A 14029-nucleotide genomic window follows, 5' to 3' on the forward strand; every position below is an offset into this window, starting at 1 on the left:
GCTAGAGCGTCGCACTCGTGCCATCAGCTTGCTGGCAATTCGAATGTCGGCCGATTTCGCGCATTGCATGAGCCTGGCGGTTAAAGACTAACGGGGTGTCGCCGGGCAATCTGCGTTGCCTCGGGTCGCCGCATCCTAGCGTTTTACTCGGGCTGAGTCGAACAGCTCGCTCAAGATCGCCTGATCGGTGGGGGCGATTTCACAGTTTTTGAATGATCGCTACGTACCCGCGGGGCGGACAGTCATGGCGGGCTGCGGAACAATTGCTAGAATTTGCGCTGCGAACAGATCGAGACCAACAGATGCTGCCTGAATGTCAACTTTTCGGAACGCTGGGCTGCCATCTGTGCGAGCAGGCGGAAGAGGTGCTTATGCCTCTTGTCGAGCACGGGTTGCTGGTCGAGTTGATGGATATCGCGGACAGCCCGGAGTGGGTCGATTATTACGGGCTGCGCATCCCGGTGTTGCGGCGTGTGGATACAGGCGCCGAGCTCGATTGGCCGTTCGAGGCCAATCAGGTTGTAAGTTTTCTCGGTGCACCACAACGGGAGTGAATGGCGAGCATAAAAAAACCGGCGCTTAGGCCGGTTTTTTTATGTGTTCAACTAGTGCTGAACGCGGGATTTGGTCGGAGCGACTGGATTCGAACCAGCGACCTTCTCGTCCCGAACGAGACGCGCTACCAAGCTGCGCTACGCTCCGAAGATGGCGCGCATTCTACAGAAAAAGTTTTGCTGCACAAGACGTTATGCAGGATTTTTTTGATCGGGGAGCCTGTCCTGGACGAATGTCATGAGTCCCTGGGCCGCCTCGTTAGAGGTGGCTCAGGGAGTGAAGTCATAACTCTCGTACGGTGCGCACTTGGTCCTTGTTTACTTTTCCAGGCTTGCCGTCGAGCTGTTCATACTCGTAGAAGCCGGACTCATCGTCGAAGTCGGGCCGATCGACGGTCTGTATTTCTCGGCCGTCGTTTAGCGTGATCACGCTTGGGTTGGCGCAGCCGGCGAGCATGCCGAAGCCCAGCGCAAGAACCAGAGTCACGAAGTAGCGTTGGCGCATGAGGCTATTCCTTCTGAAGTATGGTTAACACATCGGACGGAACGCTCCCATATGAAGTTCCCAGCGCAAGCTCGGCGGCCGCAAGCAGTTCTGGGGTGTTTAGATTGGCAAGGCGAATGTCGTCTTCGGCGACCCGAACGGCATGCGCTCCGAGCTTCAGTAGAAGCCGCTGCGGGCTGCGCTCGCCGGCCAGCCAATGAGCTTCGACCTCTGGTGTCAACGAGGTCGGGATGATGCTGAATAACGGCTCCCACTGTTGTCCGCGGCGCAGCATGACCGGTTTGCCTGGTGCTGCGATTGCGGCGGAGCAAAGTGATCGAAGCAACTGTTGGTCGATCAACGGCGTATCGCAGGGTAGCAGCAGCAGCCATTGGCCGCGCGCAGCTGCTAGACCGGCTCGTATACCTGCAAGGGGGCCGGGGTAATCTTCGCTGGCGTCATGCACCAGTCGATCCGCGTAGATCGCATAACGCGATCGGTTGCGGTTGCAGGAAACAAGCAGGTCTTCCGTCAGGGGGCGTACCAGATCGTGTAGCCAGGCGATCAGCGGACGCCCGCGCCATTCGATCAGGCCTTTGTCCCGTCCACCCATGCGCTGCCCGCGACCGCCGGCGAGCAGCAGAATCGAACAGGATGGCAGTCTCAAGTCGGGCACGCTTCGGATCCGAGTAGGTTGAGGGCTGATCCGGCATGACAAGCCGCTCGCCGAGTGAGCTGCGCCGGCTGTAGGGGCATCTGGGGCGAGTTGAGCATGCTCGATAACAGTCCGCAAGCCCGGGCGCTAAACCAACCGAAAAAACTGTTGTCTATTTCCACCATCCGCTTGTTCCTGAGTAGCGGATGCCGCCTGCTTATTTGGCTGACATACAAGGAGAACAACACCATGCAGGAGAGAAACGTTTGGGTTGACTATGCCAAGGCGATAGGGATCATCCTCGTTGTGTACGGGCATGTCGCGCGAGGGGTATTCAACGCGGGGCTGCCGATGGATGAGGCAGAGTTCGTGCTGGTGGATAGCATCATCTACAGCTTCCACATGCCGCTGTTCTTCTTTCTGTCCGGGTTGTTCTTCTTTGACTCGCTGCAGAAGCGGGGCAGGGGCGGGTTGATCATCAACAAGATCGATACGATCGCGTATCCGTTTATCGTCTGGTCCCTGCTGCAGGGTTTGTTCGAAGTCGCGCTCTCGAACTACACCAATGGCCAGGTGACTTTGGTCGAGGTTTTCTCGCTGCTGTGGATGCCTCGGGCGCAGTTCTGGTTTTTGTATGCGCTGTTCCTGGTGTTCGTGGTTTGCACCTTTCTTTATGCGAAGGCAGATCGCCGGTTCTTCCTGCCGTTTGTAGTGCTGTTTGGTGTGTTGTTCGTTTTCCAGCAGGACCTGACCATCAACAACATGACGCGCTTCATCCTGGGCAATACAGTGTTTTTTGCATTGGGTGTCTGGTTCAACGAAGTCAAGGCTTTCTTTCTGGCGCGATATTCTTCGCTCACGCTAGTCTTCGGAGCCATGTTCATAGCTGGGCAGTATCTGTTTCACGTGACGTTTGGCATGAATTACACCGATGGTGGTTTGCCGGTCTTGGCCTTGGCCACTGTCTCCATTTTCTTCATGGTCGCGCTGTCGATGTGGCTTGGGCAGTACCGGGTCGACTGGTTGCTGTTCATCGGCGCTTCGTCGATGACCATCTACCTGATGCATATCCTGGCGGGCAGTGGTGTACGCGTGATACTCAGTAAGTTCATGGGGATCGATTCGATTACGGTCCATTTGTTGATCGGTACGCTGATCGGTACCGCCGCCCCGTTGGTGGCGCAGCTGATCATTAATCGGTACCGACTGCACTTCCTGCTTGCTCCGCCGAAGCGAATTTCGGCATCGCACTTCCGTATGCGCAAAGCCCTTGCGTAATAGAACTCCGGGCCGCTCGGCATCATCGCCGAGCGGTCCATGGCAGTCTTGGCTTAGTCAACCGCAGCTGACGCGTTCGATCTTCATGTTTGCGTCGGTATTGATGTTGAGCCTTCGTGGATCGTATTCCAGGGTAACGATATCGTCGGGGCGCAGGATCCGTGCTCTTTCCGCATTGGAAAGTTGCCTCGCTTGCTCAAGGGCTTCAGGGGTCGCCGTTCTACCCACAAAGTGCTGTGCCGCATCGGAATTGCAGTGCCCCTGCCTCTGAGTCGGCGTATCAACGCCCGATGGTTGCGTGACGCTCTTGCACGCGGCCAATAGCAGCACAGCGGTGGCGATGATCAGCGCATTGCGATTGGGTCGGAACATGACATCTCCTTTCACTTCTGGGGTTTGGGAACGCGACTATTATGAATAGTGCCGATACGGACGTGACCTGAAGTATGCGGGCCTGCGGGTGTTCTGCCGGTACGGCCAGACGGGAACCGAAGCGCTGTTATTGCGTCTGATGGCGTTGTGCAATCCAGCAGTCAACGAAAACAAGGAGTGACCACGATGTTCAATTCCCCACTGCTCAAGCGTATCGCGGCGATGCTCGCTGCCCTGCATCTGCTATTAGTGGCTCAGATCCCATTGGCGCAAGCGGCCATGATCGGTACGCCGGAAGTCGTTACGGAACAACAGCAGCAGGTGGATCGGCAGCAACTGCTGACCATGCTGGACGATCAAGAAGTGCAGAAAAAGCTCGAATCGATGGGCGTTGAGCGTGACCAGGTCGAGAAGCGCATCAGTAGCCTGACTGCGGCCGAACTGGCGCAATTCAATCAGCAGCTTGATCAGGCGCCTGCTGGTGCCGGCGTCGTCGGCGTGATCGTTCTGTTCCTAGTCATCTTCATCATCACTGACATGCTCTGCGCGACCAACATCTTCAATTTCGTCAATTGCATCAACCGTTGAGTCGGCTGCTGCTGATACTGCTGTTGGCCGGACTGGTTGGAGGCTGTGCATCGTCGAGAATATCCCTCGACGATGCAGGTCTTCCGTCTGCGGCTGAGCTGACCGAAGTGCCGTTCTACCCGCAGGAAGCCTATCAGTGCGGGCCGGCTGCGCTTGCTACCATGCTGGCGCAGCGGGGCGTTCCTGCTGATCCGGATGTGCTCGTGGATCAGGTGTACATCCCGGGGCGAAGGGGCAGCCTTCAGGTGGAAATGGTCGCCGCAGCGCGGGCGGCGGGGCTTCTGGTCTATCCGCTGCGCTCGCGCCTGGAGGACGTGCTGGCGGAAGTGGCGGCCGGCAATCCAGTTCTGGTTCTGCAGAATCTGGCGTTCGATCATTGGCCGCAATGGCATTTCGCCGTTGTGGTGGGTTACGACCTTGTCGAACAACGGCTCGTGTTGCGCTCTGGTACCACCGAGCGTTGGATCGCCTCCTTTCGCGACTTCGAACGCACCTGGTCCAAGGCCGAGCGGTGGTCGGTCGTGACGCTTAACCCGGATCAGCTTCCGGCGACGGCACGAGAAACCGTCTGGTTGCGTAGTGCAAGTGATCTCGAGGAGGTTGGGCAAGTACGCCCGGCGAGAGTCGCCTATGAGGCGGCGGTTGCTCGTTGGAAATCTTCGCTCGGGTTATTTGCGCTGGCCAACAGTCAGTACGCGGCCGGGCAGAAGGAGATGGCGGAACGGTCGTTGCGGGATAGCATCGCTACGGACCCAGGCTTCGCCATTGGCTGGTTCAATCTTTCGCATGTGCTGGCCGAGCGCGGATGCCATGTCGGTGCGCAGCAGGCGCGGTCCTGCGCTAAGCGTCTGGCGCCAGACGACCCTCGTTTCGATGCGCCGCTGCCGGCAGTCACGCGGGAGTCGGCAGCATCGTGCCAGCCTGCGCCGCCGTGCGGTGCTCGCTAGGTATCATCAGAAGCCCAGTCTGTCGCGCAGGCTGTAATAAAGGGCTCCAAGTGCGCTGAGTGGGGCCTGGAAGCGTTGCCCGCCAGGAAATGGATAGTGGGGGAGGCTGGCGAATGCATCGAATCGTTCGGCCTGGCCGCTCAATGCTTCGGCGATGACCTTCCCGGCAACATGGGTGTAAGTGACACCATGCCCGCTGCAACCCTGCGAATAATAGATATTGTTGCCCAGGCGGCCCACCTGAGGCAGTCGGGAGAGCGTGAGCAGGAAGTTGCCGGTCCACGCATAGTCGATTCTCACCTTGGCCAGCTGCGGGAACGTCTTGAGCATTTTGGGGTGGATAATCGATTCGATGTCAGCAGGGTCTCGAGCTCCGTAGACGACCCCCCCGCCATAGATTAGGCGCTTGTCGGCCGAGAGGCGGTAGTAATCGAGCAGGTAGTTGCAGTCTTCCACGCAGTAGTCCTGAGGGAGGAGGCTGCGCGCCAGTTCCTCATCGAGTGGCTCAGTGGCAATCACCTGGGTTCCGCAGGGCATGGACTTGGCGGCTAGCTCCGGTATCAGATCGCCCAGATAAGCGTTGCCGGCGACCACCACGAATTTTGCACGGACATCGCCTGTGGGGGTATGTATCAAAGGCTGTTCGCCTCGCTCAATTCGTACGGCGGGGGAGTTTTCGTATACGACGCCGCCTAACGATTCGACGGCAGCGGCTTCGCCAAGCGCCAGATTAAGCGGATGGATATGGCCGCCTTGCTTGTCGAGCATACCGCCGATGTACCGATCACTGGCTACGACCCGCTTGATGCCCTGCTCATCGAGCAGCTCCAGCTGGTGGTAGCCATATCGTTCCCACAGTGCCTTCTGTGCTTCGAGGTGATGCATCTGTTTCTGACTTAACGCCGCAAACACGCCGCCGTCCTTCAGATCGCACTGGATGTTGTAGCGTGCGACCCGCTCGCGGATGATCCTGCCGCCCTCGAAGGCCATTTGACCGATCAATTTGGCGGCCGAGCTATCGACGCTTCGTTCGATGCTGTCGAGGTCGCGGCTGTAGCTGTTGACGATTTGCCCTCCGTTGCGGCCAGAGGCGCCAAAACCGACCTTCGCCGCTTCCAACACAGTTACGCTGAAGCCCTTTTCGAGCAGGAAGAGCGCGGTAGAAAGCCCGGTATACCCGGCGCCGATGACACATACATCCGTTTGCTTCGCTTCTTGCAGTGTCGGGCGTTCCTTGGTCATGTTTGCGGTGGCGGCGTAATAGGAGGCCGGGTAGGGAGTGTTCGGCATATTGGAATCTCTGTTCTGAATCTTTTACGCATGCTAGCGCTTAGCCGCACGACTCGCCAGTGACTGAGCGCTGATAGGGGCTTTTTCAAATTTTCCAAATATCAGTGAGTTAGCTGAAAAAAACCGCTTGACCTTTTTTTTCGAGTCTTTAGAATGCGCCCCCATCGAAGGCACATAGCTCAGTTGGTTAGAGCACCACCTTGACATGGTGGGGGTCGTTGGTTCGAATCCAATTGTGCCTACCAATTCGAATAAAAGGGTCGCGCAAGCGACCCTTTTTTTTGGCTCGCTTGTCAGGATCTCGGCATTCTGAAAGTATCGCCAGTCGTGTTTTCCCAGTGACTTCGGTCCGGTCGAGAGTAAGCCTTCAGGCTCCTGCCACTGTGCGGTGGGAATGCTCGCCGGGTCGCTTTCCTGGCTCATCCCAACCCATGTGGCCTTTGGTACGGGTCACCACTAGGAGAGGAGGCGCCATGCCCACCATTACTCTTCCCGATGGCAGTCAGCGTTCGTTCGATCACCCGGTTACCGTGGCTGAGGTGGCTCAGTCCATTGGCGCTGGCCTGGCCAAGGCGACGCTCGCCGGTAAGGTCGACGGTAGATTGGTCGATGCCTGTGATCTGATCGATGCGGATGCTTCGTTGCAGATCATTACGCCGAAGGATGAGGAGGGGCTGGATATCATTCGCCACTCCTGCGCGCACCTGATCGGTCATGCAGTGAAACAGCTGTATCCGACTGCGCGCATGGTTATTGGGCCGGTCATCGAAGAAGGCTTTTATTACGATATCGCCTATGAGCGGCCCTTTACGCCTGATGATGTCGCGGCCATCGAGCAGCGGATGCGTGAGCTGATCGAGCGTGATTACGACGTCGTCAAGAAGATGACTCCGCGCGCCGAAGTCGTCGAGGTCTTCAAGTCCCGAGGCGAGGATTACAAGCTGCGTCTGATCGAGGATATGCCCGACGAGCAGGCGATGGGTTTGTACTACCACGAAGAATATGTCGACATGTGCCGAGGCCCGCATGTGCCGAATACCCGTTTCCTCAAGGCGTTCAAGCTGACCCGCATTTCCGGGGCCTACTGGCGTGGTGACTCAAAGAACGAACAGCTGCAGCGCATCTATGGCACCGCCTGGGCCGACAAAAAGCAGCTGGCCGCTTACGTCCAGCGCATAGAGGAGGCCGAGAAGCGCGATCATCGTCGCATCGGCAAGCAGCTCGACCTCTTTCATACTCAAGAGGAAGCGCCGGGTATGGTCTTCTGGCATCCGGCCGGCTGGACCCTGTATCAGAACCTCGAGCAGTACATGCGTCAGGTGCAGCGCGAGAACGGCTATCAGGAGGTGCGGACGCCGCAGGTGGTCGATCGTATCCTGTGGGAAAAGTCTGGGCATTGGTCCAACTACGCCGAGAACATGTTCACCACCTCGTCGGAGAATCGCGATTATGCGGTGAAGCCGATGAACTGCCCGTGTCATGTGCAGATCTTCAACCAAGGCCTGAAGTCCTATCGTGACTTACCGCTGCGCATGGCTGAGTTCGGCGCCTGCCACCGTAACGAGCCTTCCGGCGCGCTGCACGGCATCATGCGTGTGCGCGGCTTCACTCAGGATGATGCGCACATTTTTTGCACCGAAGAGCAGGTGAAGAAGGAGGCTGCCGACTTCATCAAGTTGACGCTCAAGGTCTATGCCGATTTCGGTTTCAGCGACATCGCCATGAAGCTCTCCACTCGTCCAGCCAAGCGTGTCGGCTCCGATGAGTTGTGGGATCGTGCCGAGGGTGCGCTGGCCGAGGCGCTCAACGAGTCCGGGCTGGCATGGGAATATCAGCCGGGCGAAGGAGCATTCTACGGACCGAAGATCGAGTTCACCTTGCGTGATTGCCTGGGGCGTAATTGGCAATGCGGCACCCTGCAGTACGATCCGAACCTGCCTGAGCGCCTGGATGCCAGCTTCGTCGCTGAAGATAATAGCCGCCAGCGGCCGGTGATGCTGCACCGTGCCATTCTCGGTTCGTTCGAGCGTTTCATCGGTATGCTCATCGAGCACTACGCTGGCGCATTCCCTGCTTGGCTCGCTCCGACTCAGGCGGTGATCATGAATATCACCGACAAGCAGGCTGCATTTGCCATGGAAGTCGAGAAAAGCCTTGTCCAAAGCGGATTCCGTGCCAAGTGTGACTTGAGAAACGAAAAGATCGGCTTTAAAATCCGCGAGCATACTTTGCTCAAGACTCCTTATCTCTTGGTTATCGGGGATCGGGAGGTTGAGACTCGATCCGTTGCTGTGCGCACCCGTGAAGGCGTCGATTTGGGCTCCATGCCCCTCGATCAATTCGCGCAGCTGTTGGCACAGGCGGTTTCCCGGCGTGGTCGCCAAGAATTGGAGTAATGACTATTAAGCGTGAAATGAGACAGGATAAACGAACTGCACCCAAGGCCCCGATCAACGAGAATATCTCGGCTCGTGAGGTCCGTTTGATTGGCGCTGATGGCGAGCAGATTGGCATCGTCTCGATTGATGAAGCGCTGCAGGTTGCAGAAGAGGCCAAACTGGATCTGGTTGAGATCTCTGCCGATGCGAATCCTCCGGTGTGCCGGATCATGGATTACGGCAAGCACCTTTTCGAGAAGAAGAAGCAGGTCGCTGCGGCGAAGAAGAACCAGAAGCAGGTTCAGGTCAAAGAAGTAAAGTTTCGTCCAGGGACGGAGGAGGGGGACTACCAGGTCAAGCTACGTAACCTGGTGCGTTTCCTGAGTGACGGGGACAGGGCCAAGGTATCCTTGCGATTCCGCGGTCGTGAGATGGCTCATCAGGAGCTGGGGATGGAACTGTTGAAGCGGGTCGAGACAGATCTCGCTGAATACGGTTCGGTCGAGCAGCATCCGAAGATGGAAGGACGCCAGCTGATCATGGTCATCGCTCCCAAGAAGAAAAAGTAACCTCCAGGGCACTGGCAGGCCTTGCGGTTATTTGTAATCACCCACAATGTGGAGTACCGAACATGCCAAAGATGAAAACCAAAAGTGGTGCTGCGAAGCGCTTCAAGAAGACTGCTAACGGCTTCAAGCACAAGCACGCTTTCAAGAGCCACATCCTGACCAAGATGACCACCAAGCGTAAGCGTCAGCTGCGCGGTTGCTCGCAAGTGCATCCGTCTGACGTCGCAAAAGTGGAGCGCATGCTGCGCGTTCGTTGATCCGGTCAAGACTCAGAGGAATAACTCATGGCTCGTGTTAAGCGTGGCGTCGTTGCCCGTCGCCGTCACAAGAAAATTCTGAAACTCGCCAAAGGCTACTACGGTGCGCGTTCTCGCGTATTCCGCGTTGCCAAGCAGGCGGTAATCAAGGCAGGCCAGTACGCCTACCGTGACCGCCGTCAGCGCAAGCGTCAGTTCCGCGCTCTGTGGATCGCCCGTATCAACGCCGGTGCTCGTGTCAACGGTCTGTCCTACAGCCGTCTGATCGCCGGTCTGAAGAAGGCGGCCATCGAGATCGATCGCAAGGTTCTGGCCGATCTGGCAGTGAACGAAAAAGCAGCCTTTGCTGCGATTGTCGAGAAAGCCAAAGCTTCTCTGGCTTAAGCCCCGGCAATCACGGATCTTCGGATTCGTTGTAAGTCATCGATAGGGGAAGAGCCTTGTGCTCTTCCCCTATTTCGTATCTGGAAGGGGCTTTTGCAAAAGTGCGCTTGGCGACAGCCTGCATGAGGCGTCTAGCCAGTGCGGTTCTGCAAGAACCTCTGGAGGTTATGTACATGGAAAATCTGGATGCACTGGTCTCGCAAGCGCTAGAGGCCGTGCAACGAAGCGAAGACATCGGTGCCCTTGAGCAGGTCCGTGTTCAGTACCTTGGCAAGAAGGGCGAGCTGACTCAGCTGATGCAAACGCTGGGTAAGCTGTCTGCCGAAGAGCGTCCGCAGGCCGGCGCGTTGATCAACGCTGCCAAGAATCAGGTGCAGGATGTGCTCAATGCTCGCAAGGCCGATCTGGAACAGGCTGAGCTAGAAGCCAAGCTGGCTGCTGAGCGAATCGATGTAACCTTGCCGGGCCGCGGTGAGGCGTCCGGCGGGCTGCATCCGGTGACCCGTACGCTGGAGCGGGTCGAACAGTTCTTCAGTCATATCGGCTACAGCGTTGCGGAGGGCCCAGAGGTTGAAGACGACTATCACAACTTCGAAGCGCTGAATATTCCGGGGCATCATCCCGCGCGGGCGATGCACGACACATTCTACTTCAATGCCAACATGTTGCTGCGCACACACACTTCGCCCGTGCAGGTGCGCACCATGGAATCTCGCCAGCCACCAATTCGAATCGTATGCCCAGGCCGCGTCTATCGCTGCGACTCGGATATCACCCACTCGCCGATGTTTCATCAGGTCGAAGGTCTGCTGGTCGACGAAGGTGTCAGCTTCGCGGACCTCAAGGGAACTATTGAGGAGTTCCTCCGCGTGTTCTTTGAGAAGCCACTTGGCGTGCGCTTCCGTCCATCGTTCTTCCCTTTTACCGAGCCGTCTGCGGAAGTCGACATGCAGTGCGTGATGTGTAGCGGCAAGGGTTGTCGTGTCTGCAAGCAGACCGGCTGGCTCGAGGTCATGGGTTGCGGCATGGTGCATCCAAACGTATTGCGGATGTCGGGAATCGATCCGGAGCGCTATTCCGGTTTCGCCTTTGGCATGGGCGTCGAGCGCCTCGCCATGCTGCGTTACGGCGTCAATGATTTGCGCCTGTTCTTCGACAATGACCTGCGGTTCCTTGCGCAATTTCGCTAGTGCCGCCGCCCGTCAACGCATATTTAGGAGAACAGGATGAAATTCAGTGAACAGTGGCTGCGGAGCTGGGTCAATCCGCAGGTTTCGCGTGAAGAGTTGGTTGCCCGCCTGTCCATGGTTGGGCTTGAAGTCGATGCCGTGACGCCGGTTGCCGGCAGCTTCAGTGGCGTGGTCGTCGGCGAGGTGCTGGAAACAGCGCAGCACCCTGATGCCGACAAGCTCAGAGTTTGCCAGGTCAGCAACGGCAAGGAGACTTTCCAGGTGGTGTGCGGTGCGCCAAACGTGCGCCCTGGACTGAAGATTCCTTTCGCCATGATCGGGGCCCAGTTGCCGGGTGACTTCAAGATCAAAAAGGCCAAGCTGCGTGGCGTTGAATCCAACGGCATGCTGTGTTCTGAAACCGAGCTGCAGATAGGCAGCGACGACAGCGGTCTGATGGAGCTGGCAGCTGGTGCGCCGGTTGGCGCCGATCTGCGCGAATACCTTGATCTAGACGATGTAAGCATCGAAATTGGTCTGACGCCGAACCGCGGCGATTGCCTGTCGCTCGCCGGTTTGGCTCGAGAGGTCGGAGCGATCTACGGAGCTGAAGTGCGTTCTGTGGATTTTGCTGCGGCTAAGGTTGTGCACCAAGACGTACGTCCGGTCGAGGTTCTAGCCCCGAAGGCATGCCCACGCTATCTCGGACGGGTAATCCGCAATGTCGACCTGTCGCGCCCGGCGCCCCTCTGGATGGTAGAGCGCCTGCGTCGCTCCGATATTCGCAGCATCGATGCGGTTGTCGATGTCACTAACTACGTGATGCTTGAGCTGGGTCAGCCGTTGCACGCATTCGATCTCGATGAGATCAAGGGCGGCATTCGGGTCCGTATGGCAGACGAAGGCGAAAAGCTGGTTCTGCTGGACGGCCAGGAGATCGTCTTGCGCAGCGATACGTTGGTTATTGCCGACCATGAGCGACCGCTTGCTATCGCCGGGGTAATGGGGGGGGAACACAGCGGTGTGAGCGCCTCCACTCGCAGCATCTTTCTCGAAAGTGCGTTCTTCGACACCATCGCGTTGGCCGGCAAGGCGCGCTCATACGGCCTGCATACGGATGCCTCGCATCGCTTCGAGCGTGGCGTCGACTCGCAGCTTCCACGTCGTGCAATGGAGCGGGCAACCAATTTGCTCCTCGAAATCGTTGGTGGAGAGGCGGGCCCGATCGTCGAGGCGGTCAGCGAAGGTGATCTGCCAAACATTGCCCCAGTAACCCTACGTGCCGAGCGCATCAACCAGATGTTGGGGTTGGAGCTGGACCATGGCGAAGTAGTGCGCTTGCTGACCTCGCTGGGACTCACCGTTGCACGCGAGGCTGAGGGGCGTTGGCAGGTTTCCGTTCCGAGTCATCGATTCGACATCAGCCTGGAGATCGATCTGATCGAGGAGCTGGGACGCCTGTACGGCTATGACCGTCTACCCGTACGTTACCCGCAGGCCCGTCTCGCGCCCGTTGCGAAGCCCGAAGCGCGTGCGGAACTGCCATTGCTGCGACGTTTGTTGGTGGCGCGTGGTTATCAAGAAGCGATCACCTACAGCTTCATCGATCCCAAGCTGTTCGAGCTGTTCAGCCCTGGCGTGAAACCATTGGAGCTGGCCAATCCGATTTCGGCAGATATGGCTGCAATGCGCGCATCGCTCTGGCCAGGGTTGGTCAAGGCATTGCAATACAACCTCAATCGACAGCAGTCGCGCGTTCGCCTGTTCGAGGCGGGGCTGCGATTTGTTGGTCAGCTGCCCGGGCTCGAGCAGGACGCCATGTTGGCAGGTGTGGTGACGGGCAGTCGTGAGCCCGAGGGATGGGCGAATACCAGCGAAACGGTGGACTTTTTCGACGTCAAGGCAGATGTCGAAGCATTGCTCGCGTTTGCCGGCAACGCTGGCGTCTATCGTTTCGTGCCAGGTGAGCATCCAGCATTGCACCCAGGGCAAACCGCTCGGGTCGAGCGTGATGGGCAGTTGGTCGGATTCGTTGGCAGTTTGCACCCGGAACTGGCGAGCGCGTTGGGTATCGATCAGCCTGTCTATCTATTTGAGCTCAAGCTTGCCGAGATAGCCGAGGGGCGCATGCCATCCTTCGCCGAGCTTTCGCGCTTCCCGGAAGTCCGTCGGGACCTTGCGGTTCTGGTCGGGCGCGAGGTGATGGCTCAGGACATGCTGGACTGCATTCGCGTCGTCGCGGGCGCGAATCTGACCGACCTCAAGCTATTTGACGTCTATCAGGGAAAAGGTATTGATCCTCTTAGCAAAAGTGTGGCAGTCGGCTTGACCTGGCAGCACCCTTCGCGCACTCTAAACGACGATGAGGTGAACGAAACGATGCAGAAGATCCTCACCTCCTTGGAAGAAAGGTTCAATGCCACGTTAAGGAAATAGCGTATGGGGGCTCTGACGAAAGCTGAAATGGCGGAACGTCTATATGAAGAGCTGGGCTTGAATAAGCGCGAGGCCAAGGAACTGGTCGAGCTGTTTTTCGAGGAGATTCGTCAGGCGCTCGAGCACAATGAACAGGTCAAGCTATCCGGTTTCGGCAATTTCGACCTGCGCGACAAGCGGCAGCGCCCAGGACGTAATCCTAAAACTGGAGAGGAAATTCCTATCACGGCACGTCGTGTTGTAACGTTCCGTCCAGGGCAGAAGCTCAAAGCCAGGGTCGAAGCATATGCTGGAACCAAGTCATAACGACGAACTCCCGACGATACCGGGCAAACGTTACTTCACTATCGGAGAGGTCAGCGAGCTCTGCGCGGTGAAGCCTCACGTTTTGCGTTATTGGGAGCAGGAATTCCCCCAGCTCAACCCAGTGAAGCGCCGTGGTAACCGACGTTACTACCAGCGTCAGGACGTCCTGATGATTCGTCAGATTCGTTCGCTTCTCTACGAGCAGGGATTCACGATCGGAGGAGCCCGCCAGCGTATGTCAGGCGAGGAAGCCCGGGAAGACACGACGCAGTACAAGCAACTGATCCGTCAGATGATCTCGGAGTTGGAAGAAGTCCTTCAGGTACTCCGAAAGTAGCAAGGGGCATCGAAAAAACTTTCAC

The 14029-nt window shown here is 57.6% G+C and carries 16 protein-coding genes and 2 tRNA genes; 13 read left to right on the plus strand and 5 right to left on the minus strand.

All coding sequences use genetic code 11. From position 1 onward, the window contains the following. Positions 1 to 302: 302 nt before the first annotated feature. Positions 303 to 554, plus strand: coding sequence for a glutaredoxin family protein (locus ACX1DW_RS04420; RefSeq protein ID WP_102840352.1), 252 nt, complete (start codon positions 303 to 305; stop codon positions 552 to 554). 71 nt (positions 555 to 625) lie between these two features. Here ACX1DW_RS04420 and ACX1DW_RS04425 read toward each other — a convergent pair. From ACX1DW_RS04425 to mobA, 3 genes are all read right to left on the minus strand, one after another. Then, a tRNA-Pro gene (locus tag ACX1DW_RS04425) sits at positions 626 to 702 on the minus strand. Between the two features lie 135 nt (positions 703 to 837). Beyond that, positions 838 to 1059: a YgdI/YgdR family lipoprotein gene (locus tag ACX1DW_RS04430; protein WP_458992861.1), complete on the minus strand. Its 222-nt coding sequence runs from the start codon at positions 1057 to 1059 to the stop codon at positions 838 to 840. 4 nt (positions 1060 to 1063) lie between these two features. After that, on the minus strand, positions 1064 to 1714 hold the full coding sequence (mobA, locus tag ACX1DW_RS04435; RefSeq protein ID WP_200593511.1) for a molybdenum cofactor guanylyltransferase MobA: 651 nt from the start codon (positions 1712 to 1714) through the stop codon (positions 1064 to 1066). Positions 1715 to 1942: 228 nt separating this feature from the next. Between mobA and ACX1DW_RS04440 the strand changes: the two genes are divergently transcribed. After that, positions 1943 to 2971 (plus strand): acyltransferase family protein, encoded by a 1029-nt coding sequence (locus tag ACX1DW_RS04440; RefSeq protein WP_125868181.1) that lies wholly within the window; start codon positions 1943 to 1945, stop codon positions 2969 to 2971. Positions 2972 to 3028: 57 nt separating this feature from the next. On the opposite strand, the gene ACX1DW_RS04445 is transcribed toward ACX1DW_RS04440, so the two are convergent. Continuing rightward, on the minus strand, positions 3029 to 3343 hold the full coding sequence (locus ACX1DW_RS04445) for an I78 family peptidase inhibitor (RefSeq protein WP_458992862.1): 315 nt from the start codon (positions 3341 to 3343) through the stop codon (positions 3029 to 3031). Between the two features lie 186 nt (positions 3344 to 3529). On the opposite strand from ACX1DW_RS04445, the gene ACX1DW_RS04450 reads away from it, so the two are divergent. Continuing rightward, on the plus strand, positions 3530 to 3931 hold the full coding sequence (locus tag ACX1DW_RS04450) for a PA2779 family protein (protein ID WP_458992863.1): 402 nt from the start codon (positions 3530 to 3532) through the stop codon (positions 3929 to 3931). Continuing rightward, positions 3928 to 4878, plus strand: a complete 951-nt coding sequence (locus ACX1DW_RS04455) for a PA2778 family cysteine peptidase (RefSeq protein ID WP_133456854.1) — start codon at positions 3928 to 3930, stop codon at positions 4876 to 4878. The genes ACX1DW_RS04450 and ACX1DW_RS04455 overlap by 4 nt, the downstream gene beginning before the upstream one ends. A 6-nt stretch (positions 4879 to 4884) precedes the next feature. Here ACX1DW_RS04455 and ACX1DW_RS04460 read toward each other — a convergent pair whose 3' ends face one another. Then, a complete protein-coding gene (locus ACX1DW_RS04460; RefSeq protein WP_458992864.1) occupies positions 4885 to 6168 on the minus strand; it encodes an NAD(P)/FAD-dependent oxidoreductase in 1284 nt (427 codons plus the stop codon). A gap of 168 nt (positions 6169 to 6336) precedes the next feature. On the opposite strand from ACX1DW_RS04460, the gene ACX1DW_RS04465 reads away from it, so the two are divergent. From ACX1DW_RS04465 to ACX1DW_RS04505, 9 genes are all read left to right on the plus strand, one after another. Further along, positions 6337 to 6413: transfer RNA gene (locus tag ACX1DW_RS04465), tRNA-Val, on the plus strand. 228 nt (positions 6414 to 6641) lie between these two features. Further along, entirely contained in the window at positions 6642 to 8564 is a 1923-nt protein-coding gene (gene thrS, locus ACX1DW_RS04470) for a threonine--tRNA ligase (protein ID WP_458992865.1), read from the plus strand. After that, complete coding sequence (gene infC, locus ACX1DW_RS04475) at positions 8564 to 9115, plus strand: translation initiation factor IF-3 (RefSeq protein WP_172974169.1); 552 nt, start codon at positions 8564 to 8566, stop codon at positions 9113 to 9115. Before thrS ends, infC begins: the two co-directional genes overlap by 1 nt. 62 nt (positions 9116 to 9177) lie before the next feature. Further along, complete coding sequence (gene rpmI, locus ACX1DW_RS04480; protein WP_003298367.1) at positions 9178 to 9372, plus strand: 50S ribosomal protein L35; 195 nt, start codon at positions 9178 to 9180, stop codon at positions 9370 to 9372. 27 nt (positions 9373 to 9399) lie between these two features. Beyond that, entirely contained in the window at positions 9400 to 9756 is a 357-nt protein-coding gene (gene rplT, locus ACX1DW_RS04485; protein WP_003282569.1) for a 50S ribosomal protein L20, read from the plus strand. Between the two features lie 173 nt (positions 9757 to 9929). Continuing rightward, positions 9930 to 10946 (plus strand): phenylalanine--tRNA ligase subunit alpha, encoded by a 1017-nt coding sequence (pheS, locus tag ACX1DW_RS04490; RefSeq protein ID WP_063541073.1) that lies wholly within the window; start codon positions 9930 to 9932, stop codon positions 10944 to 10946. Positions 10947 to 10982: 36 nt separating this feature from the next. Then, the gene (gene pheT / locus ACX1DW_RS04495; protein ID WP_458992866.1) at positions 10983 to 13361 is read left to right on the plus strand and encodes a phenylalanine--tRNA ligase subunit beta; all 2379 of its coding nucleotides are present in this window, start codon (positions 10983 to 10985) and stop codon (positions 13359 to 13361) included. Positions 13362 to 13364: 3 nt separating this feature from the next. After that, positions 13365 to 13667, plus strand: a complete 303-nt coding sequence (ihfA, locus tag ACX1DW_RS04500) for an integration host factor subunit alpha (RefSeq protein WP_003282572.1) — start codon at positions 13365 to 13367, stop codon at positions 13665 to 13667. Beyond that, positions 13648 to 14004: a MerR family transcriptional regulator gene (locus ACX1DW_RS04505; RefSeq protein WP_063541047.1), complete on the plus strand. Its 357-nt coding sequence runs from the start codon at positions 13648 to 13650 to the stop codon at positions 14002 to 14004. The genes ihfA and ACX1DW_RS04505 overlap by 20 nt, the downstream gene beginning before the upstream one ends. Positions 14005 to 14029: the final 25 nt, after the last annotated feature.

The organism is Stutzerimonas sp. KH-1, from assembly GCF_054483855.1.

Coding starts and splice junctions, on each gene's coding strand:
- infC (WP_172974169.1), top strand. CDS start 8,564: ATGACTATTAAGCGTGAAATGAGACAGGATAAACGAACTGCACCCAAG.
- ihfA (WP_003282572.1), top strand. CDS start 13,365: ATGGGGGCTCTGACGAAAGCTGAAATGGCGGAACGTCTATATGAAGAG.
- ACX1DW_RS04420 (WP_102840352.1), top strand. CDS start 303: ATGCTGCCTGAATGTCAACTTTTCGGAACGCTGGGCTGCCATCTGTGC.
- ACX1DW_RS04505 (WP_063541047.1), top strand. CDS start 13,648: ATGCTGGAACCAAGTCATAACGACGAACTCCCGACGATACCGGGCAAA.
- thrS (WP_458992865.1), top strand. CDS start 6,642: ATGCCCACCATTACTCTTCCCGATGGCAGTCAGCGTTCGTTCGATCAC.
- rpmI (WP_003298367.1), top strand. CDS start 9,178: ATGCCAAAGATGAAAACCAAAAGTGGTGCTGCGAAGCGCTTCAAGAAG.
- rplT (WP_003282569.1), top strand. CDS start 9,400: ATGGCTCGTGTTAAGCGTGGCGTCGTTGCCCGTCGCCGTCACAAGAAA.
- ACX1DW_RS04430 (WP_458992861.1), bottom strand. CDS start 1,059: ATGCGCCAACGCTACTTCGTGACTCTGGTTCTTGCGCTGGGCTTCGGC.
- pheS (WP_063541073.1), top strand. CDS start 9,930: ATGGAAAATCTGGATGCACTGGTCTCGCAAGCGCTAGAGGCCGTGCAA.
- pheT (WP_458992866.1), top strand. CDS start 10,983: ATGAAATTCAGTGAACAGTGGCTGCGGAGCTGGGTCAATCCGCAGGTT.
- ACX1DW_RS04445 (WP_458992862.1), bottom strand. CDS start 3,343: ATGTTCCGACCCAATCGCAATGCGCTGATCATCGCCACCGCTGTGCTG.
- ACX1DW_RS04460 (WP_458992864.1), bottom strand. CDS start 6,168: ATGCCGAACACTCCCTACCCGGCCTCCTATTACGCCGCCACCGCAAAC.
- ACX1DW_RS04440 (WP_125868181.1), top strand. CDS start 1,943: ATGCAGGAGAGAAACGTTTGGGTTGACTATGCCAAGGCGATAGGGATC.
- ACX1DW_RS04450 (WP_458992863.1), top strand. CDS start 3,530: ATGTTCAATTCCCCACTGCTCAAGCGTATCGCGGCGATGCTCGCTGCC.